General features: G+C 52.7%; 17 protein-coding genes and 2 tRNA genes. 7 read left to right on the top strand and 12 right to left on the bottom strand.

The window, feature by feature from the left end:
• Nucleotides 1–160 precede the first annotated feature (160 nt).
• The 5 genes from DBY90_RS01790 to DBY90_RS01770 all read right to left on the bottom strand — a co-directional run bounded on the left by DBY90_RS01790 (nucleotide 161) and on the right by DBY90_RS01770 (nucleotide 6,208).
• The gene (locus tag DBY90_RS01790) at nucleotides 161–1,039 is read right to left on the bottom strand and encodes an NAD(P)-dependent oxidoreductase (protein ID WP_070492076.1); all 879 of its coding nucleotides are present in this window, start codon (nucleotides 1,037–1,039) and stop codon (nucleotides 161–163) included.
• A gap of 195 nt (nucleotides 1,040–1,234) precedes the next feature.
• Nucleotides 1,235–2,356 (bottom strand): Csu type fimbrial protein, encoded by a 1,122-nt coding sequence (locus tag DBY90_RS01785; RefSeq protein WP_070492011.1) that lies wholly within the window; start codon nucleotides 2,354–2,356, stop codon nucleotides 1,235–1,237.
• The gene (locus tag DBY90_RS01780; protein WP_107986443.1) at nucleotides 2,347–4,764 is read right to left on the bottom strand and encodes a fimbria/pilus outer membrane usher protein; all 2,418 of its coding nucleotides are present in this window, start codon (nucleotides 4,762–4,764) and stop codon (nucleotides 2,347–2,349) included. The genes DBY90_RS01785 and DBY90_RS01780 overlap by 10 nt, the downstream gene beginning before the upstream one ends.
• A 37-nt stretch (nucleotides 4,765–4,801) precedes the next feature.
• Nucleotides 4,802–5,527 carry a fimbrial biogenesis chaperone gene (locus tag DBY90_RS01775; RefSeq protein ID WP_070492006.1) on the bottom strand — a complete coding sequence of 242 codons (726 nt, stop codon included), beginning with the start codon at nucleotides 5,525–5,527 and terminating at the stop codon, nucleotides 4,802–4,804.
• A 42-nt stretch (nucleotides 5,528–5,569) separates the two neighbouring features.
• Nucleotides 5,570–6,208, bottom strand: coding sequence for a spore coat protein U domain-containing protein (locus DBY90_RS01770; RefSeq protein WP_070492003.1), 639 nt, complete (start codon nucleotides 6,206–6,208; stop codon nucleotides 5,570–5,572).
• A gap of 432 nt (nucleotides 6,209–6,640) precedes the next feature.
• Here DBY90_RS01770 and tmk point away from each other — a divergent pair, with 432 nt between their 5' ends.
• On the top strand, nucleotides 6,641–7,267 hold the full coding sequence (tmk, locus tag DBY90_RS01765; protein WP_070491999.1) for a dTMP kinase: 627 nt from the start codon (nucleotides 6,641–6,643) through the stop codon (nucleotides 7,265–7,267).
• A gap of 220 nt (nucleotides 7,268–7,487) precedes the next feature.
• Nucleotides 7,488–8,768, top strand: coding sequence for a malic enzyme-like NAD(P)-binding protein (locus tag DBY90_RS01760; RefSeq protein WP_083286709.1), 1,281 nt, complete (start codon nucleotides 7,488–7,490; stop codon nucleotides 8,766–8,768).
• A gap of 66 nt (nucleotides 8,769–8,834) precedes the next feature.
• On the opposite strand, the gene DBY90_RS01755 is transcribed toward DBY90_RS01760, so the two are convergent.
• From DBY90_RS01755 to DBY90_RS01745, 3 genes are read right to left on the bottom strand one after another with little or no spacing between them, the layout of a single operon-like run.
• Nucleotides 8,835–9,482, bottom strand: a complete 648-nt coding sequence (locus DBY90_RS01755; protein WP_070491996.1) for an HAD family hydrolase — start codon at nucleotides 9,480–9,482, stop codon at nucleotides 8,835–8,837.
• Nucleotides 9,483–9,535: 53 nt separating this feature from the next.
• Nucleotides 9,536–10,495 carry a cation diffusion facilitator family transporter gene (locus tag DBY90_RS01750; RefSeq protein ID WP_070491993.1) on the bottom strand — a complete coding sequence of 320 codons (960 nt, stop codon included), beginning with the start codon at nucleotides 10,493–10,495 and terminating at the stop codon, nucleotides 9,536–9,538.
• A 45-nt stretch (nucleotides 10,496–10,540) separates the two neighbouring features.
• The gene (locus tag DBY90_RS01745; RefSeq protein WP_070491990.1) at nucleotides 10,541–11,368 is read right to left on the bottom strand and encodes a ferritin-like domain-containing protein; all 828 of its coding nucleotides are present in this window, start codon (nucleotides 11,366–11,368) and stop codon (nucleotides 10,541–10,543) included.
• A 304-nt stretch (nucleotides 11,369–11,672) separates the two neighbouring features.
• Between DBY90_RS01745 and lolA the strand changes: the two genes are divergently transcribed.
• Complete coding sequence (gene lolA / locus DBY90_RS01740; protein WP_003741714.1) at nucleotides 11,673–12,296, top strand: outer membrane lipoprotein chaperone LolA; 624 nt, start codon at nucleotides 11,673–11,675, stop codon at nucleotides 12,294–12,296.
• Between the two features lie 213 nt (nucleotides 12,297–12,509).
• On the opposite strand, the gene tehB is transcribed toward lolA, so the two are convergent.
• A complete protein-coding gene (gene tehB, locus DBY90_RS01735; RefSeq protein WP_070491987.1) occupies nucleotides 12,510–13,370 on the bottom strand; it encodes an SAM-dependent methyltransferase TehB in 861 nt (286 codons plus the stop codon).
• 131 nt (nucleotides 13,371–13,501) lie between these two features.
• On the opposite strand from tehB, the gene rnhA reads away from it, so the two are divergent.
• The 4 genes from rnhA (at nucleotide 13,502) to DBY90_RS01715 (ending at nucleotide 15,661) form a co-directional block, all read left to right on the top strand.
• A complete protein-coding gene (rnhA, locus tag DBY90_RS01730; RefSeq protein WP_070491984.1) occupies nucleotides 13,502–13,939 on the top strand; it encodes a ribonuclease HI in 438 nt (145 codons plus the stop codon).
• Nucleotides 13,940–14,008: 69 nt separating this feature from the next.
• Complete coding sequence (locus DBY90_RS01725; protein WP_039404217.1) at nucleotides 14,009–15,361, top strand: deoxyguanosinetriphosphate triphosphohydrolase; 1,353 nt, start codon at nucleotides 14,009–14,011, stop codon at nucleotides 15,359–15,361.
• 132 nt (nucleotides 15,362–15,493) lie between these two features.
• Nucleotides 15,494–15,570: transfer RNA gene (locus DBY90_RS01720), tRNA-Arg, on the top strand.
• Nucleotides 15,571–15,586: 16 nt separating this feature from the next.
• Nucleotides 15,587–15,661, top strand: a tRNA-Glu gene (locus DBY90_RS01715).
• 387 nt (nucleotides 15,662–16,048) lie between these two features.
• On the opposite strand, the gene DBY90_RS01710 is transcribed toward DBY90_RS01715, so the two are convergent.
• From DBY90_RS01710 to hemC, 3 genes are all read right to left on the bottom strand, one after another.
• On the bottom strand, nucleotides 16,049–16,252 hold the full coding sequence (locus tag DBY90_RS01710; RefSeq protein ID WP_070492778.1) for a DUF2788 domain-containing protein: 204 nt from the start codon (nucleotides 16,250–16,252) through the stop codon (nucleotides 16,049–16,051).
• Between the two features lie 118 nt (nucleotides 16,253–16,370).
• A complete protein-coding gene (metZ, locus tag DBY90_RS01705; protein WP_070492777.1) occupies nucleotides 16,371–17,540 on the bottom strand; it encodes an O-succinylhomoserine sulfhydrylase in 1,170 nt (389 codons plus the stop codon).
• Between the two features lie 334 nt (nucleotides 17,541–17,874).
• Nucleotides 17,875–18,813, bottom strand: a complete 939-nt coding sequence (gene hemC, locus DBY90_RS01700; protein WP_070492776.1) for a hydroxymethylbilane synthase — start codon at nucleotides 18,811–18,813, stop codon at nucleotides 17,875–17,877.
• Between the last annotated feature and the right edge of the window lie 27 nt (nucleotides 18,814–18,840).

Raw genomic sequence — 18,840 nt, 5'->3', positions numbered from 1 at the left:
TTGCCGTACTATCTGTACTGTCTGCGGCTTCGTCGCCTTGTCCTGATTTAAAGTTAATCCACTATATTTGAATGGTCGCAATACGCTAATCCGACAAGCAGGGTCGTCTGAAAATGGATATGGTTTTTCAGACGACCTTTATCTGCCGGATTCGACCACTCTATTTCTGATGTTCTGCCAGTTTCAGGTAAACGCCGGCAACGTCTTGTTCGCCGTAACCTGCTGCGACGGCTTGACGGTAGCTCTCGGCAACGGTTTCAACGGCGGGCAACGAATTGCCTGCCTGTTTCAATTCGTTGACGGCGAGGTTGAGGTCTTTTGAGGCGTGTTTGAGGGCGAAGGCGGGCGGGAATTCGCGGTTTGCCCACAGGGATTTTTTGGTTTGGAACATAGGCGAATCCATCGCGGAACCGCCGACGGCTTCGATGATGGTGTCGGTATCGATGCCGAATTGACGCGCCATCAGCATGGCTTCGCTGTATGCTTCGCCGAAGATGCCCAAGAGCGAATTGAGTACGAGTTTCGCGCCGGAGCCTTTGCCGACTTCTCCAAAGTGGAAGGTTTTTTTGCCGAGGATGCCGAACACTTTTTGCAAGGGGTTTAAAACTCTCTCTTCGCCGCCGAAAAGAATCAGTAATGTGCCGTTGGTGGCGGGAACAACCGAGCCGGAGACGGGGGCTTCGGCGAACTGCCCGCCCGCCGCTTCGACGATGGCTTTGATAGCGAGGTTTTCGGACGGGGCGATGGTGCTCATGTTGACGATGATTTTGCCGTCAAGCTTTTTTCGGGTATCTTCGTCGAGGATGTCGAGGATGGCGGCGTAGTCGGAAACCATCAGGAAAATAACGGGATACGCGCGGATAAGTTCGGCGCGGCTTGGGTAAACTTTCGCGCCTTTGGTTTGCAAGTCGGCGGTTTTATCGGATGAACGGTTGTAAACGCCGACTTCGATGCCTGCATCGAGCAGGCGCGTTACCATCGGATTGCCCATCTGCCCCAGGCCGATCCAGCCGATTTGAGTGTATTCGTTGTTTGACATGGTGTTTGCTCCTTTGTTGGTTTGATTTGCCATCATATCGGTTTGAAGGTCGTCTGAAAAGTTTTGAAGGTTTTCAGACGGCCTTTTTGGGAATACAAATGAGAACATCCGCCGTTATTCCTTTGCAAACAGGAATAACGGCGGATTGTCGGTTTCTATAACGCTACTGTTTTTCTTTTCAGACGACCTTTCGGATCAGTATCGGATATCGACGGTTACCTTATCCTTATACTCGCCCGGGGTGTAGTCGGTGTTTTGGACTTCTGCCGAAATGGTGTGCGTCTGATTGCTGCTGTCGCCGGTAAATCTTTGCGCGCTGCCTGTACCCGAAGATTGGTTGCCCCAGGGCTCTGAACTGTTCCCTTTTTTGAGAACGTAGGGGACTTTGTCGGTGTTGGCGGGATTGGTGGATTTCATCTCGCCCCTGCCTTCCTGATTGTTGTTGGAAGGAATCAGACCGACGGTGTAGGGCGTGCCGTTGGTGCAGCGGACGGTGAGGTTGCCCGACCGCTTCAGGTTGGTACTGCCTGCGGTATGTGTGCCAAAGTCGATGTTGTCGGCGGAGATGAATTCGCAGACGGGGCTGGCATGTGCCTGTACGGTAAAGGGGAAACTGTCGTTGGATGAGTAATATGTACCGCAGTTGGCGGGATGCTTACTCCAAAAAGTCGAATTCCAATTCAGCGAGGCCGATACATCATTGAAGATAGCTTCATACGGGCTGCCATCAGCGTAAGGTGAGGCGGTTTCCTGATGGTTGAGGAGTTTGGCGGTGAGGGTAATTTGACCTGAAAAGGTACCCTTGGGGCCAATAATCAGCTTATCAGTCATATAGGGTGTGGCGTTGCTGTTGGGCGCGTTGCTGCCCCAGACGGTGCCGTCGGGTTTGTAGAGCTGGAATTGTAAGGTGTTGGTAGGACGTTTGGGGTGGGTAAGCAGCCTCGGATTGTTTTGTGAAGGGGAACGATTGCCGCCATTGATATTGAAACACAGACGGGTATGAGAGGTACTTGTCAAAAAACTTTGACATGAGTAGCTGATGGTGGCTTTGGCTTCAGGAATCTGTCCTTCGAGCAGGTTAATACCTTGTGCGGGGCTACCGAATGACAAGATATTGCCGCTGACCCCAGAAATACTGCTGACGGAGGCGGTACATGATATGTAGTTGCCTACCTCTCCATTGTGCGCCCATGTTTGGACAGGGGCAAACATCAGCCATAAGGCTGCGGGCAATATGGTTTTGTAGAGCAGTCGCGAAGTCTGAATGAAACCTGCAGGGTTTGTTTTCAGACGACCTTTCTTTATATTTATCTGCATATGATGTCTCCCAGTTCCGGGATGGAATCCGGATTGTGTGTTTCAGGGTAGTCCGCCTCAAAGGTGCAAGTGCCGCCGTTTTCGGGGAGGATGACGGTGAAGCGGTTTCTACCTTTTTTCATGTTTTCAATATATGTTTTGCCGTCGAAGCCGGTTACGGCTGCCGGTGTGCCGTCTTCGGCAGTAATGCTGCCGCCGCTCGGGAGTAATTGGTTTTGTGCGTCTTTCAGCGTCATGGTGGCGGCGCGGGTACGCTGGATTTTGAATTCGACGCGCATGCCCGAGCGTTCGGGCGGAGCGATTTCGGCGACAGTGTGTTCAAGCTGGACGTCCAGCGGCAATTCGGCGATATCGACGCTGACGGTGTTTTTTTGGTAGGCGGAGAGGCTGGGGATCAGTGCCAGTCCCTTGCGGTTGGTTTTGCCTACGGGCATGCCGCCTGCGCGGATGGGGACGTCCGCCATATCGCCGGTGCGGACGACGGCAAAACTGTCGTTGACTTGGCGGGTGGCGAAGAGGCTGCCGCCCATGAGGACGAGACCGCCCCTCCAGCCTGCGTTCCAGTTGCTGTTGCCGCTTTGGCTGTAAACGTTTGCCCAGCCGTCGCCGTAGGTGTTTTGATGGCGGATGTTGCCGTTGAAGGTATTGCTGCGGCTGCCGTTTGCGTTGTCGTTTTGCTGCCAGCCTATGCCCCAGCTGGTGCTGCCCATGCCGCTGCTGGTTTTGTTCAGGGTTGTCTGATAGCTGTTGTTGTGTTTGTTTCTGCTGATGCCTGCGGAGGTTGAGTAGCCGTTGTCGAGGCTGACGGAGAGGCCTGCGTGGAAACTCAGTTCGCGCCTGTTGCGGAAGTTTTTATTGGCGCCGGCGTAGAGCGAGGTACGGTTTTTGAAGCTGCGGCTCCAGCCGAACGAGCCTACGCCGTCGGCGGGGCTGCCTTCTGTGTGGGAATGGACGTAGGAAAGGCTGAATGAGCCGAGTTTGTCGCTGCTCCAGCCTGCGGATGCGGAGGCGGATGTGGCGGGATGGCGGGTGGCTTTGAAAAAGTCTGCGCCGTATGCGGTATCGCCCAGTTCGGCAAATTGCCCGTTGGTACGGCTTGCGCCCGCGCTGAAGGAGAGCCTGTCCCATTGGGTACTGAAAAACGCGCTACTGCGTCGTCCTGTTTTGCCCGCAAAGCGGCTTTCGGCATAGGTAAGATTGAGTTGTCCGAGCGAACCCAATACGGTATCGGCGGCAATGCCCGCCTGACGGTAACCGTGCGCGGCTTCGCCGTGGATTTGGGCGGTCAGGGTATTGCTGACGCCGTAACGCAGCGTGCCGGAGGCGGCGGGGTCGGATTGGTATTTTGCGGAACGGATGCCGTAATCGCGGCGGACGTAGCCCGCTTCAAACGACCATTCGTTCAAGCCTTTTGCTAAAAGTCCGCTGCCGCCGTAAAGCGGCATATCGACGACGACGGTGCGCCCGAGTACGTCGGTGGTGACGACTTGGGCGTTGCTGCGGCCGCTGATGGACGGCGGCAGGATGAGTTCGTATTCGCCCGCTTCGATGTCGCGGCTCATTTGTTTGACGCCGTCGAGGTAGAGGTCGACCGTGCCGGGCAGGGTGCTTTTGCCGAGGTAGGAACGCAGCGGGGCGGTTTGTTTCCACGGGCGGGTGTTGTAAGTGCGGGAGATTTTAATGCCGCCGATGCGTGTGCCGCCCCATGAGCCGATTTGTCCGGTCAGGGTGTCGCCCACGGTCAGCGATATGCCTTGTTCGGGCCAGACGGTGCGCCAGTAGGTATCCAGGCGGGCGGTGTTGCCGTGGGCGCCGCTTTCTTTGTTGCGGCTACGGTTGGCAAATTGGGTGTGGTTCAGATAGCCCCAAGGTGTGCTCAGGCGCATTTCGCCGAAAACGCCCTGTGTGCCGTTGCCGGAGCGGTTGCGCGAGATATTGGCGTCATAGTTCAGAACGGCGGCAAAGCCGGGTTTGGCGATGGCGTAGCGGTTTTCCTGCAATGCGCCGATTCGGGCGGTTTTCAGGTCGGGCTGCCATTCGAGGGGGGCGGTGAGATCAAGGGTTTGCGCGGCGGCATCGTATTTCGCCTGCAAGCCGGGGATAGTGGAGAGTTCGAACCATACGCCCGCGCCAGGTGTGGACGCGCCGTCCTGAATTTCAGGTACAACGCCGTTTTTGCCTGCTTCGGCAGCTTCTGCGTCGGGCAGGGCAATACCGTAGGCGCGCAGGGATTCGGGGCGCGCATACAGCACGCCGTTACGCGACATGAAAGGTTCGATACCGTCGCGTATGCTGCCGTTGACTTTGACCTGCGGGTAAACAGTCAGCCATGCCTGCTCGTAGGCAGCAGGCGCAGCCTGCGTCAGGATGTCTTGAGCAGGAGAGGGCAGGGCGTAGAAACACAGCATCAGCGCGGTACTTAACCGCGTCAGCCGTGTTCTTAGGTCATGGGGCGGCAAACCGTACCTCCGTTTGGATCGGCATACCGTTTACCGTGGCATTCAGACGACCTTGGTTCAAAGAAGAGGGGGAAACTTCCAGCTCGCGTTTCCAAGTGTTGCCCGGCAGGATGTAGCCCGCCAGACCGCTTGCCAGCGTCAAAGCGTCTTTGGCAGAGGTCGTCTGAAAAGTAATATTGCTCAGTTGCGCATGGGCATTGCCTGTATTTTCGGCAACCAAAACCGTTTTGCCGTTCGCGGCTTTTTCCGCACGCCATTGCAGCTTCGGTTCGGTATTGTTTTGAACGTTGACAAACAGCGGTAGCGAGTAGCGCATTACCAACTGAATGCCTTTTTGCGGTTTCAAATCAGGAGCGGGCAGCTCGTCCACAATCAAGCGGTAGGCTTCTTCAGCCTGTTTGTCGGACGGTTTGACGCGCATCACGCGGAATTGCTGCTGCGCACCCGCTTCCATTTTGACCATAGGCGGGCTGGCAATGACGGCATCGGTAGGTTCGAGAATCTCTCCGCCGTTTGCGTCCTGCGCCCAGCGGAATACGCGCACTTGCGCCGTCAACGGCTCTGCGCCCTTGTTTCCCAAAGTAAAAATACCCGCCCGCTGTTTGGCGGGCAGGGACAAAGATGTCGGACTGACTTGCAAGCCGGCGGCATGGCTTGGTAAAACCGCTGCCGCCGTCAGCATACCGACAAGTGTGCTGATTGCTTTTTGCATGAGGATTTTTTTAGTTGTTTTGTTTTGAGGGAGTAAACCGGATTAGTAGGTCAGGGTTACTTTGACTTGGTCTTGGTAGGTGTCGACAAATTTATTCAATTCATTTGAAGGTACGGTCGCAAATACAGGGAGTTTAATTGCCTCTCCTGAAGCTAAGCCTTTACCTGCTAATGAAAGCGCATTGGACCCAGTACCCCATGGGGTTTGAGTAATTGTTTCTGCAACAGTAAAATCGATTGCAGAGGTGCCACGAGTTACTTGCGGTTGAAATAATTCGTACGCGATAACATCGCTATTGCCAGTTATAAGACCTTTCATCGTACCTTTACCATTGCTAGTTGGTACATTTTGAGGTTCCAAAGCTACTGTGAAAGGTGTGTTTTTACTGCAGCTGATATTCAGACCGGTACCTATGCCACCAACGTTATTTTTGGTAATGGCGGCTGCATTGGCTGATGCGACGTGAGTGTCGAAGTTGATGTCTGCACCAGCTAAGGTTGGGTTTTCGGCAGTAATTTTCGCACCGTTCGAACCAGTACTTGTTGTCATGACTTCGCAAGTACCGGTCAATTTCAGGTGTACATTAAAAAAGCCATCTTGAGTAGTTTCGGCCATTGCGGTATTGCCCATCATCATGAGAGAAGCCAGAGCCAGAGAAGTTAAAGTAAAACGGGTTTTCATCGGAATTTATCCTTATAGGTGAGTTTAGATGTGTATTAACACAGTCTCCGTAATATTTTCTGTGTAATGCTTATACAGTAGGCTTTTGTGCCTGAACGGTATATATGACATTATTATGATTTGTGATTATTGTTTCAACTGTTATTGTTTTATATTTTATAAGTTCCTGTGTTTTTTGTAAATTTTTGTATTATTTTTTGTTGTTTTTTTGCAAAGTGAAAGGCTTGGTCGGTTGATTAAAAAGATAAAAGGTCGTCTGAAGGCAGTATTCAAGGTTTGCGGGGTTTTCAAATCACATTGATTTGAAAACCTGGAAATGTCGGAATTGTATGCGGGAAATGCCGCATTGAAAGGCAAGGTCGTCTGAAAGCATTTATAATCCCGCTTTCAGACGACCTTTTGAACATCCGTTCTCTAAATAAACTTGACCTTATGAAACCCAAATTCATCACTCTGGACGGCATAGACGGCGCGGGCAAATCGACCAATCTTGCCGTTATCCGCCAATGGTTCGAATCCCATAATCTTCCCGTATTGTTCACCCGTGAGCCGGGCGGTACGCCTGTTGGCGAGGCTTTGCGCGGAATTTTGCTGAATCCTGCGACAAAAGCAGGGCTGCGCGCGGAGACGTTAATGATGTTTGCCGCGCGGCAGCAGCATCTTGAAGACGTTATCCTGCCTGCTTTGGCGGACGGCGTTCATGTTGTTTCCGATCGTTTTACCGATGCAACTTTCGCGTATCAGGGCGGCGGTCGCGGCGTTCCTCTGCAAGATATTGAAATGTTGGAAAATTGGGTGCAGGGCGGGTTTGGTCCTGATTTGACGTTGCTGTTGGATGTGCCGCTGGAGGTATCGATGGCGCGTATCGGACAGACGCGTGAGAAAGACCGTTTTGAGCAGGAACAGGCGGATTTTTTCACCCGCGTGCGTGCTGTTTATCTCGAACGCGCCGCCGCGCATCCCGAGCGCTATGCGATTATCGATAGCAACCGGAGTTTGGAAGAGGTAAGGACTGATATTGAATATGCGCTGGCGCGCAGTTTCGGCATGGATATTTAAAAACGAATGAAGGTCGTCTGAAAGTATTATGTTTTGCCTCAAAATTAGCTGTTTCAGATAGAAAATAGCGGTATGCGCCGTATTGGGAACATGATAAAATTACAGCCCGTTACAAAATAGGTTCATTTATGAATAAATGGTTTTGTAACGCCAATCGTCCCGAAACGACCGTTTCAGACGACCTCAACTCAAAATCTCTCTCTCGCAACAGGATCGAAAAATGGAAAACTCATTGAAAGAAGCCGCACTGAAATTTCACGAATTCCCCGTGCCGGGCAAAGTCTCCGTTACCCCCACTAAATCGCTGGACACTTCCAAAGACTTGGCTTTGGCGTACTCGCCGGGCGTAGCGGCTCCTTGTATGGAAATCCATGCCGATCCGCAAAATGCGTACAAATACACCGCCAAAGGCAACTTGGTTGCTGTAATTTCCAACGGTACCGCCGTTTTGGGCTTGGGCGACATCGGCGCGTTGGCAGGCAAACCTGTGATGGAAGGCAAGGGCGTATTGTTTAAAAAATTCGCCGGCGTGGACGTGTTTGACATTGAAATCGATGAAAAAGACCCGCAAAAGCTGGTGGATATCATCGCCGCGCTGGAACCGACTTTCGGCGGTATCAACCTCGAAGACATCAAAGCACCTGAGTGCTTCTACGTCGAACGCGAATTGCGCAAACGCTGCAAAATCCCCGTATTCCACGACGACCAACACGGTACCGCCATCATCACCGCCGCCGCCGTATTGAATGCCCTGCGCTATACCGGCCGTAAAATTGAGGAAGCAACCTTAGTTTGCTCCGGCGCGGGGGCGGCTGCGATTGCCTGCTTGAACCAACTGCTCGATTTGGGTCTGAAACGTGAAAACGTTACCGTTTGCGACTCCAAAGGCGTGATTTACAAAACCCGCGAAGACAAAGACCGCATGGACGAGTCCAAACAGTTCTACGCCATTGAAGACAACGGTCAACGCGTGCTTGCCGATGCCGTTAAAGGCAAAGACATCTTCTTGGGCCTCTCCGGTGCGAACCTGCTGACGCCTGAAATGTTGAACACTATGAACGACAAGCCTATCGTGTTCGCCATGGCAAACCCGAATCCCGAAATCCTGCCGCCGTTGGCAAAAGAAACCCGTCCTGACGTGGTCATCGGTACCGGTCGTTCCGACTTCCCGAATCAAGTGAACAACGTATTGTGCTTCCCGTTCATCTTCCGCGGCGCGTTGGACGTCGGCGCGACGACCATCAACGAAGAAATGAAACGCGCCTGCGTGTACGCCTTGGCAGATTTGGCAATGGAAGAAGTAACCGAAGAAGTGGTTGCCGCTTACGGCAAGAAATTTGAATTCGGTGCGGAATACCTGATTCCAACCCCGTTCGACTCCCGCCTGCTGCCGCGCGTTGCTTCCGCTACTGCTAAAGCAGCGATGGAGAGCGGTGTGGCAACCCGTCCGATTGCAGATTTGGAAGCCTACGCTGCCAAGCTGAGCGAATGGAAACTGTAATCCGGTTTTAATTTGAATGTGATGTAGAGAAGGTCGTCTGAAAATTTTCAGACGGCCTTTATTTTTTTATAGAATCTTGAGCAAATCCAAAGGTGATGCGATGCGGTAGTCAGGTTGCCAAGTTTCGGTACGGTCTCCGGGGGCGATGTATCCCCATTCGGCGAGGACGGTTTTCATGCCGGCGTTGCGGCCTGCTTGGATGTCACGTTCGGCATCACCAACGTAGAGCGCGTGTTGCGGCTCGGTTTGGATTTGTTCGCACGCGTGGAACATGGGTTTGACGCTGGGTTTGGATTCGCCGCAGGTGTCGCCGCTGACGACAACGGCGGGCGGGATGGCGAAGCCGAGTTTGGGGACGAGTTTGTCGGTGAAGCGCATAGGTTTGTTGGTGATGATGCCCCATTTGATGCCGCGTTTGTCGAGTTCGGCAATCATTTCGTTCACGCCGTCGAACAGCGTGGTTTTGTCGGCATAGCAAAGGCTGTATGCTTCAAGGCACTCTTGCCGCCATGCTGCGAAATCAGGATGTTCGGCAGTCATGCCGACGCCGATTTTCAACAGGCCGGCCACGCCGTGGCTGGCATACGGGCGGATTTCCGCGATGCTTTTTTCGGGCAGGTTATGGCGGCGCAATACGGTGTTGAGTGCGCCGCCGAGGTCTAGGGCGGTGTCGGCGAGCGTGCCGTCGAGGTCGAACAATACGGCTTGTATCATGTGTTTTCCTTTGGTGGAGGCCGTCTGAAAGGTTTTCAGACGGCCTTGTTGGTTTAATGGCTGTGGCTGTGATGTGCTTCTGCGTAGGGCGAACACAAAATCTCGTTTTTGTGCGGGTGGCGTTCGCTTTCGATTTGGATGGTACAGTGTCCAATGTTTTTGTGGGACAACTCGTGTTCGATGCGGTAGGCGATTTGTTCGGATTCGGCAACGGTCATGCTGCCGTCCACGACGATGTGGCAGGATAGGACGTTGATATTGCTGGTAATCGTCCAGACGTGTAGGTCGTGGACGGATTTGACGCCGTCGGTGTTGCGGATGACGGCGAGCAGGTCGTCGGTGTGGATGTTTTCGGGCGCGCCTTCCATCAGAATGTGCAGCGTTTGTTTGAGCAGGCTCCAGCCGCTGCGTCCGACCAACGCGGCAACGAACACGCTGGCGAGCGGATCCGCCCATTTCCAACCGAACGCCATCATGAGTACGGCGGCGGCAATCGCGCCGACCGAGCCGACAAGGTCGCTTAAAACGTGCAGATACGCGCCGCGCATGTTGACGTTGGCTTCGGTGTCGCTGTTTTTCAGCATGTAAACCGCCACGCCGATGTTGACTAGCAGACCGACGACGCTGATAACAAGCATCCCCAGCGTGGCGATTTCGGGCGGATAAAGCAGGCGTTTGACGGCTTCGTAGAAAATCAGCACGGCGATGACCACCAGCGACAAGCCGTTGAACATGGCGGTGAGGATTTCGAAACGTTTGTAGCCGAAGGTCTTTTGCAGCGTGGTTTCTTTTTCGCCGAGTTTGAACGCCCACAACGCCACGCCCAAGGAAAATGCGTCGCTGAACATATGCCCTGCGTCGGAAAGCAGCGCGAGCGAGTGGGTCAGCCAGCCGCCGAACGCCTCCAGCAGCATAAAGGCGGCGATGATGATGAACGACACGCGCAATACTTTTTTGTTGGCAGTATGCGTGTGGGCGTGTGCGTGATGATGGTGTTCGTGATGGTGAGACATAACGTTCCTCAACAGAGGTCGTCTGAAAATCCGGATTCAGGGTTTTCAGACGACCTTTTTGCCTTGTTTCAAACCCTGCTCGAAATCTTCCAACATATCCAATTCGAAGCGGCTGAAGCCTGCTTTTTCGCGCGCTTCGATGTTTACATAGCCGCGGAAGATAAACATATCGTAACGGGCAATCAGACTGCGGAACAGGGCGACAGGTTCCAAACCGCGTTCGCGGCAGAGGTGTTGATACCAATGGTTGCCGATGGCGACATGGCCCACTTCGTCGCGGTAAATGATGTCCAACACGCCGCAGGTTTCCGAATCGCCGCGCTGTTCCACCTTCGCGCGTATCCCCGGCGTAACGTCCAGCCCGCGCGCCTCCAATACGCGCGGCACCAACGCCATGCGCAACAGCGGGTCGTAGGCGGTTTTATACGCCATGTCCCACAAATGGTTGTGCGCCTCGAAATCGCCGTAATCGAAGCCGAAAGCGCGCAGCCGTTCGCGCATCAGGCGGAAGTGGTACACCTCTTCCTTCGCCACCCGCACCCAGTCGCACACAAACTGAAACGGCAGCGTGCGGAAACGGTATGCCGCGTCCAAAGCCAGATTGATGGCGTTGAACTCGATATGCGCAATCGCGTGCAGCATCGCCGCATAGCCTTCGGTCGTGTTCATCTTGCGCGGCGTCAGTTGCGACGGCGCGACCAAAACAGGCTTAGGCGGCCGTCCCGCGTGGCGGAAGTCCAGCGGCGCGGCGTTTGCCTTCGCTTCTTCGATATTTTGAACGGCGGCAAACGCTTCATCCGTCAGCCGTCCTTTTTCATCGGGGTCGTCTGAAAGCAGGGCAAGTTCGAGCAAAGCATAAATATCAGGTTTCATCCCAAGTCTGCCGTTTTTCGGAAAACAAACATTATAGCGTTTAAAAAAAACAATATAAGGAATATAATCTTTACAATTTGGCGTTCCGCGTCAAAAACCATTAAATACCACAGTTTGCACAGTCGGCATACATTAAAGAATTGTGAAACCCGATTGTCTTTTCAGCAGGAAAAAATCCCGCAGCTTCAAAAAATTAGCCCTCGGAAAACACTGTTTGCAAAATGTAAACCGCCCATAAGCGGCTTGCATTGTTATTTTGTAACATCGATACTGGGCGCCACACCCCTTCCAACAAGGAAAAATAATGATGAAACAACACAACCTGTTCAAACTTCTCGCTGCTTCCGCCCTGACCGCAACCATCGGTTTCGCACAGGCAGGCGCAGTAGATGCACTCAAAAAATTCAACAATGACGCCGACGGTATCAGCGGCAGCTTCACCCAAACCGTCCAAGGCAAAAAGAAAACCCAAACCGCACACGGCACTTTCAAAATTCTGCGTCCGGGCCTTTTCAAATGGGAATACACCAAGCCCTACAAACAAACCATCGTAGGCGACGGTCAAACCATTTGGCTCTATGATGTTGATTTGGCACAAGTGACCAAGTCCGCCCAAGACCAAACCATCGGCGACAGCCCCGCCGCCATCCTTTCCAACAAAACCGCCCTTGACAGCAGCTACTCGCTCAAAGAAGACGGCTCGTCCAACGGCATCGACTACGTTTTGGCAACGCCTAAGAAAAACAACGCCGGCTACCAATACATCCGCATCGGCTTCAAAGGCGACAACCTCGCCGCCATGCAGCTGAAAGACAGCTTCGGCAACCAAACTTCCATCACCTTCGGCAGCTTGAACACCAAGCCCAACCTCTCGCGTGGCGCATTCAAGTTCACCCCGCCCAAAGGCGTGGATGTGTTGAGCAACTGATTATTTGATAATAAAAAGGTCGTCTGAAAGGTTTCAGACGACCTTTTTGTTTTTTAAATTGTCGATAATGCGTGTTTGAGTGGAAACCGCCTCTATCCGGCACAATCCGGATTTGATGCTGCCGGTCGGATGGCAGGTAGAAAAAGTTCAAAGCGCCGTAACAAAGCGGATACCTAAAGGTCGTCTGAAAACATTTCAGACGACCTCATCCGTTTACGCTTCAGGCTTTTTCGCCAACATAGTGACAAACTTAAACTGTATCGGATTGCCCGCCGCGTCTTTCGCATGCATGGCGCCGAGTTCTTCTTTGTACTCGGCAATCTCCCAGTCGCGGTAGTATTCGCGCAACTCGCCTTCTTTGAATTTAAACGGGAAAGGCATAGGGCAGGGGAAGTCTTCGGTGTCCATCGCCGAAACAATCAGGTTGTAGCCGCCCGGGTTGGTGTGCGCCTGCATATCGGCAATCACTTGCGGCACAAAGCGCGGATGCAGGAACATAAACACAACCGTCGCCACGATATAGTCGAAATGGTCTTGAAGGTTGGCGGCATTCAAATCATATTCCAACGCCCGCACGTCCAAGCCTTCCATACGCGCCAACTCGTTGACGTTTTGCACCGCCTGCGGATTGTTGTCCATGGCGGTGACGTCAAATCCCTTCAAACCTAAAAACAGCGCATTACGCCCCTGACCGCAGCCCATATCCAAAGCCTTCCCCGCAGGAACCACATCCTCCGCCGCCACGACCGCCGAATGGGTCGCGCTCATGCCGTATTTTTTATGGAAATAATCTTTTGCCGCGCAATAAAGCGAGAGCTTGATTTCCGTGTCGTCCGTCAAAGGCTCGACCGTAAACTGTTGCTGCGGCGCAATCATCTGATCGCCGTCTTCGTCAGTCAGCTCGGTGTTTGTTGCACTGTCTGCTTCCGAATATTTCAGACGACCTTGCAATACGTTCAGGCAAGCCCATTCCCCTTCGTCAAACGCATGACCCGCCCGCAGCGCGTCGGGAATCTCGTCTGCCTGCCAAACCGGCAGTTCCTGATAGCAAAAAAGTTCCATTTGTCCGTCCATCGTCGGTTCCTTTAATCTGTTTGCGATAAGGTGCATATTATATGCCTGTTTGGGGCAAAGCCGCTTGGCGGATTCAAACCTTGTGATAAGATGAATGCCTTTATTGTGCAAATTGCAAAACAAACCGATATATGGACGATACCGTTTACCTTTATACAGACGGAGCCTGTAAAGGCAATCCGGGGGCAGGGGGCTGGGGCGTATTGATGCGCTACCGAAATCATGAAAAAGAATTGTGCGGCGGCGAGGCCGAAACCACGAACAACCGAATGGAGCTGACCGCCGTCATAGAAGGGTTGAAGGCGCTCAAACGCCCGTGCCGCGTCGTGATTTGTACCGACTCGCAATACGTCAAAAACGGTATGGAAGGCTGGATACACGGCTGGAAGAAAAACGGCTGGAAAACCGCCGCCAAAAAACCGGTGAAAAACGACGATTTGTGGAAAGAACTCGATGCCTTGTCGCATAAACACGAATTACAGTGGACATGGGTGAAAGGCCACGCGGGGCATTCCGAAAACGAAAAGGCGGACGCTTTGGCGAACCGGGGAGCGGCACGATTCCTTTAATCCTCGTCCTAAAAGGTCGTCTGAAAACGCCTGAAAAATATTCAATCAATCGCAAACAGGATTACCCCAATGGCAATGACTTGGTCCCAACTGCTTTCCCCGCAACGCTTCCGCGCAAAAAACGGCGAAATTATCCCTACGGTTACGCCGTCCACACAAGAGGGTATCGATGCCCTGCGTACCGATTTCCACATTGATTACGATAGAGTCGTGTTTTCCGGCGCATTCAGGCGGTTGGGCAGGAAAACCCAAGTCCACCCGCTTGCCGAACATGACCTGACGCACAACCGGCTGACACACAGTGTCGAAGTTGCCAGCGTCGGACGCAGTTTGGGTAACCGTGTCGGCGTCATGTTGCAAGCCGGCGGATTCCTGCCCGAAAACAATACTCCGGGCGATATTGGTGCTGTCGTCCAAGTCGCCTGTTTGGCGCATGATTTGGGTAACCCTCCGTTCGGGCATACGGGTGAGGACGCATTGCGCCATTGGTTCAGAAAGGAAACAAATCTCCGCTTTCTGACATCGCTGAGCGAAGCCGAATTGAGCGACGTGCAAACTTACGAAGGCAATGCCCACAGCCTGCGCATTGTCGCCAATTTGGAAATGTATCCCGATGCGGGCGGAATGCGTTTGAGTGCGGCATCAATCGGCGCATTGATAAAATATCCGTGGACAAGCCAAGGTCCGCGCGGGCGTTCCAAATTCAATATTTATCAAACCGAGCTGCCGTTTATCCGCCGAGTTGCAGCGGAGTTGGGATTGCTCGAAGCAGGCTGCGACCAATGGGTACGCCATCCGCTGTCATACCTGATGGAGGCTTCAGACGACATCTGTTACGCATTGCTGGATTTGGAAGATGCGGTGGAGCTTGAGTTGCTGACCGATACCGAAGTCGAAAGCGTCTTGTCTGAGCTGACCTTTGAAGAAAGTACATGGCATGCCCAATCCAGCCGCCAACGTTGCGCCATGCTGCGCGGCATTGCCATAGGCAAAGCCATCGAAGATGCCGCGCAAACCTTCATGAAACACCAATCCGATTTATTAAGCGGCGAATTTAAGGGAAAAGACTTGATTTCCTTGTGCAGCCCGGAAGTCCAAAACACTTTGGAAAAAGCCAAAGAACTCGCACGCACGCGCATCTTTCGCCACCGTACCAAGCTGATGACCGAAATTGCCACTTTCCCGTGCTTAGGGTCGATACTCGATTTGTTTGTCCCAGCAGCCCATGCCTTGCTGGTTGAGCAGAAATTAGATGTCCGCCAATCTTTAATCTTGGATCTTCTGAAAAACCATAATCCCATACTTGAAACGGACAGCCTATATCAGGCATATATGAAAATTTTAGATTTTGTCGGCGGTATGACAGACAATGCCGCCGCCAAAATGGCTCAGGATTTGTCTGGAACCGGGATTTTAAGGTAATTTAATTTCTTTAATTTTCAAAATGTTAATATTTTATCTGGGAAAATTGAATTTAAAGGCTGGACAATAGGGAAGGGTTTCTATAATATTCGGTCTTCTTGATTCACAGCGCAGAAGCGAAGTGATGAAAATGCACCCGTAGCTCAGTTGGATAGAGTATCTGGCTACGAACCAGAGGGTCGGGCGTTCGAATCGCTCCGGGTGCGCCAAAAAATTTATTTATCCGCGCCCATCGTCTAGCGGTTAGGACATCGCCCTTTCACGGCGGTAACCGGGGTTCGATTCCCCGTGGGCGTGCCAAATTTCAATAAACCCTTACTAAAAAATAGTAAGGGTTTATTTTTATCTTTTAATGCTTTGCCCGCAATTTCAGCTTTATTGATGCGCTTGTTACCAAAGTTTCATCTGTCCGCTTTGTCGGGTATCGTTGCTAAATATGGCGTGAATTCAAATTAGGAATAGGAATAGCGGTAAGGAGGTTTTTATTGAAATTTTCATGCATTATGGATACAAACATTTCTTCACCCATCTGATTGACTTTGCCATGCCAAATTCCGTGCAGTAATACTTTAATAATGTACCAAGCTCCTACCTTAACTTTCCTGTCAAAATGCAAAGGTCGTCTGAAAAGCCCCGGATACGGGCTTTTTCAGACGACCTTTCCCTTATTCTTCTTTGTTTGCCGATTCAAGGCAGGGCGATGAATTTAATCAGCACTTCTTTAAAAATAAATCCGAACACGCCCAAGCCCAGTACCAGGAACAAAATCGCGATACCGAATTTGCCCGCTTTGGATTCCTTACCCAAGTTCCAGACGATAAAGCCCAAGAAGATAATCAGTCCGGTCAGGCAGATTTTCATTGCCCAGTCGGAAAATTCTGCTTCACTCATAATCGATTTCCTTATTTGATGTTGTGTGTATTTTAATGTTTTCAGACGACCTTTGGAACGCCAAGAGGTCGTCTGAAATGTAATGGCTCAGGTAAATGCCGTTCGTCGGGCGTTTGGCTTAACGCGCCAACGCCTGTTTCAAATCGTCGATCAAGTCATCGACGTATTCCAAGCCGACGGACAGGCGCACCAATCCCGGGCGTATGTTGGCGGCGAGTTTTTCTTCGGGCTGCATCCTGCCGTGCGTGGTTGTCCACGGATGGGTAATGGTCGAGCGCACATCGCCGAGGTTGGCGGTACGGGAGAAAAGCTCGACGCTGTCGACGACTTTCCACGCGGCTTCTTGGTCGGCGACTTCAAAGCCGACCACGATGCCGCCGCCGTTTTGCTGTTTGCGGATAAGCTTCGCCTGCGGATGGTCTGGCAATCCGGTGTAGTACACGGCTTGGACTTGCGGCTGTGTTCGCAGCCATTGCGCGATTTTCAGGGCGTTGTCGAACTGTTTTTCCAAACGCAGCGACAGGGTTTCTACGCCGCTTAACAACTGCCATGCGTTAAACGGCGACATCGCCAGCCCGCAAGAGTTGCAATACATGGCGACCTGCATCATCAACTCTTCAGAACCTGCCAACACGCCACCCATCACGCGTCCGTGTCCGTCGATGGCTTTGGTCGCAGAGGAAACGGAAATATCCGCGCCGTGTTTCAAAGGCTGCGAACCGACGGGCGACAGCAGGCTGTTGTCCACCACCAAAAGCGCGCCGATGCTGTGCGCCAATTCTGCTAAAGCTTCCAAGTCGGCCACTTCGCCCAAAGGGTTTGACGGCGTTTCCAAAAACAGCAGCTTGGTGTTGGCTTTGACAGCGGCTTTCCATTCGTCCAAATCGGTCGGCGACACATGGCTCACTTCGATGCCGAATTTGGTGACGATGTTATTGATAAAGCCGACGGTCGTGCCGAACAGGCTGCGGCTGGAAATCACATGGTCGCCCGCCTGCAGGAAGGTGAAAAACGCCGCCTGAATCGCGGACATACCGGTCGAAGTAGCGACCGCGCGTTCTGCGCCTTCCAAAGCGGCGATGCGTTTTTCAAAAGCGGCGATGGTCGGGTTGGCGGTACGGGTATAAGTGAACCCTTTGACTTTTTTGGAAAACAAATCGGCGGCGTGTTGGGCGTTGTCCCACATGAAGCTGCTGGTGAGAAACAATGCCTGATTGTGTTCGCGGTATTCGGTTTGCTCTTTGCCGCCGCGTATGGCGAGCGTCTGCGGGTGGAGTTTTTTACTCATTTGCTTTCCAGTTTTCAGCAAGGTTGTTGATTTTAGGAAGAAAGGAAGCCATAGGGTCTGTCGACATTTAATAGTTTCCGTGTCTTTTTATCCCCAAAGCGGCATCTTCTGTGTTGGAAATTCTCACAAGGTGTCCAATCTTGTTGCGGTTTCCGCCTTGAATCTTCCGCTTTGTGAACGAAAATCCACTTGGAAAATTAAATGCCGACAGCCCCTAGGATTCGGAGGTTAACTTGTTAACATTTTGCGCTTATTTGCGCCGTCTTTCAAGTTTGACGGCCAATGGCAAAAGGTCGTCTGAAGCTTTTCAGACGACCTTTTCTTGCGAACCGATTTATTCGGCTTGTTCTTTCAAAACGGCTTCAATCAATTCCTGCGCACCGTCGTCCGCCAGTTTTTTGGCGACTGCACGTCCGAGTGCGTCGGCGTAGGCGGCGGGGGCTTGCGCGTCTGCCTGCAAGATTACCGAGCCGTCGGGGTGTCCGACCAGTCCGCGCAGGGTGAGCAGGCCGTTTTCTTCGGTACAATACGCGGCAAGCGGCACTTGGCAGCTTCCGCCCAAAGCGCGGGCGAGGGCGCGTTCGGCGGTAACGCAGGCGTGTGTGACATCGTGGTTTAAGGGTTTCAAGACGTCCAAAAGGTCGGTGCGGTGTACGGCGATTTCGATGCCCAACGCGCCTTGTCCGGCAGCGGGCAGGCTGTCGGCTTCGGAGAGGATCAGGCGGATGCGTTCGTCCAGTTCCAAACGCTGCAATCCGGCGGCGGCGAGGATGATGGCATCGTATTCGCCGTTGTCGAGTTTGGACAGGCGGGTTTGCACGTTGCCGCGCAGGGGTTTGATGACTAAGTGCGGATAGCGGGCGCGCAACTGGGCTTCGCGGCGCAGGCTGGATGTGCCGACGACGGCGCCTTTGGGCATTTCTTCCAAACGCGCGTATTGGTTGGATACGAACGCGTCAAACGGATTGGCGCGCTCGCCGATGGCGGCAAGGGCGAAGTCTTCGGGCAAATCCATCGGCACGTCTTTAATCGAATGTACTGCCAAATCGGCGCGACCGTCCTGTAAGGCTTGTTCCAACTCTTTGATAAACAGGCCTTTGCCGCCGATTTTCGACAGGGTTTTGTCCAAAATCTGGTCGCCGCGCGTGGTCATGCCCAAGATTTCGACTTCGCAGTCGGGATACAGGGTTTTCAGACGACCTTGGATATGTTTTGCCTGCCACATGGCAAGCAGGCTTTCACGGCTGGCGATAACGAGTTTTTTCGGGTTCATTTGCAGTTTCTGGTTTTCTAATTCATG

This window comes from Neisseria mucosa (assembly GCF_003044445.1).
In the GTDB taxonomy this organism is placed as follows: domain Bacteria; phylum Pseudomonadota; class Gammaproteobacteria; order Burkholderiales; family Neisseriaceae; genus Neisseria; species Neisseria mucosa_A.
This window is presented reverse-complemented; position numbering and strand designations above follow the sequence as displayed.

Excerpts from the sequence above, each read along its gene's own strand:
- DBY90_RS01790 (WP_070492076.1), bottom strand. The coding sequence starts at position 1,039 with ATGTCAAACAACGAATACACTCAAATCGGCTGGATCGGCCTGGGGCAG.
- DBY90_RS01785 (WP_070492011.1), bottom strand. The coding sequence starts at position 2,356 with ATGCAGATAAATATAAAGAAAGGTCGTCTGAAAACAAACCCTGCAGGT.
- DBY90_RS01780 (WP_107986443.1), bottom strand. The coding sequence starts at position 4,764 with ATGCTGTGTTTCTACGCCCTGCCCTCTCCTGCTCAAGACATCCTGACG.
- DBY90_RS01775 (WP_070492006.1), bottom strand. The coding sequence starts at position 5,527 with ATGCAAAAAGCAATCAGCACACTTGTCGGTATGCTGACGGCGGCAGCG.
- DBY90_RS01770 (WP_070492003.1), bottom strand. The coding sequence starts at position 6,208 with ATGAAAACCCGTTTTACTTTAACTTCTCTGGCTCTGGCTTCTCTCATG.
- tmk (WP_070491999.1), top strand. The coding sequence starts at position 6,641 with ATGAAACCCAAATTCATCACTCTGGACGGCATAGACGGCGCGGGCAAA.
- DBY90_RS01760 (WP_083286709.1), top strand. The coding sequence starts at position 7,488 with ATGGAAAACTCATTGAAAGAAGCCGCACTGAAATTTCACGAATTCCCC.
- DBY90_RS01755 (WP_070491996.1), bottom strand. The coding sequence starts at position 9,482 with ATGATACAAGCCGTATTGTTCGACCTCGACGGCACGCTCGCCGACACC.
- DBY90_RS01750 (WP_070491993.1), bottom strand. The coding sequence starts at position 10,495 with ATGTCTCACCATCACGAACACCATCATCACGCACACGCCCACACGCAT.
- DBY90_RS01745 (WP_070491990.1), bottom strand. The coding sequence starts at position 11,368 with ATGAAACCTGATATTTATGCTTTGCTCGAACTTGCCCTGCTTTCAGAC.
- lolA (WP_003741714.1), top strand. The coding sequence starts at position 11,673 with ATGATGAAACAACACAACCTGTTCAAACTTCTCGCTGCTTCCGCCCTG.
- tehB (WP_070491987.1), bottom strand. The coding sequence starts at position 13,370 with ATGGACGGACAAATGGAACTTTTTTGCTATCAGGAACTGCCGGTTTGG.
- rnhA (WP_070491984.1), top strand. The coding sequence starts at position 13,502 with ATGGACGATACCGTTTACCTTTATACAGACGGAGCCTGTAAAGGCAAT.
- DBY90_RS01725 (WP_039404217.1), top strand. The coding sequence starts at position 14,009 with ATGGCAATGACTTGGTCCCAACTGCTTTCCCCGCAACGCTTCCGCGCA.
- DBY90_RS01710 (WP_070492778.1), bottom strand. The coding sequence starts at position 16,252 with ATGAGTGAAGCAGAATTTTCCGACTGGGCAATGAAAATCTGCCTGACC.
- metZ (WP_070492777.1), bottom strand. The coding sequence starts at position 17,540 with ATGAGTAAAAAACTCCACCCGCAGACGCTCGCCATACGCGGCGGCAAA.
- hemC (WP_070492776.1), bottom strand. The coding sequence starts at position 18,813 with ATGAACCCGAAAAAACTCGTTATCGCCAGCCGTGAAAGCCTGCTTGCC.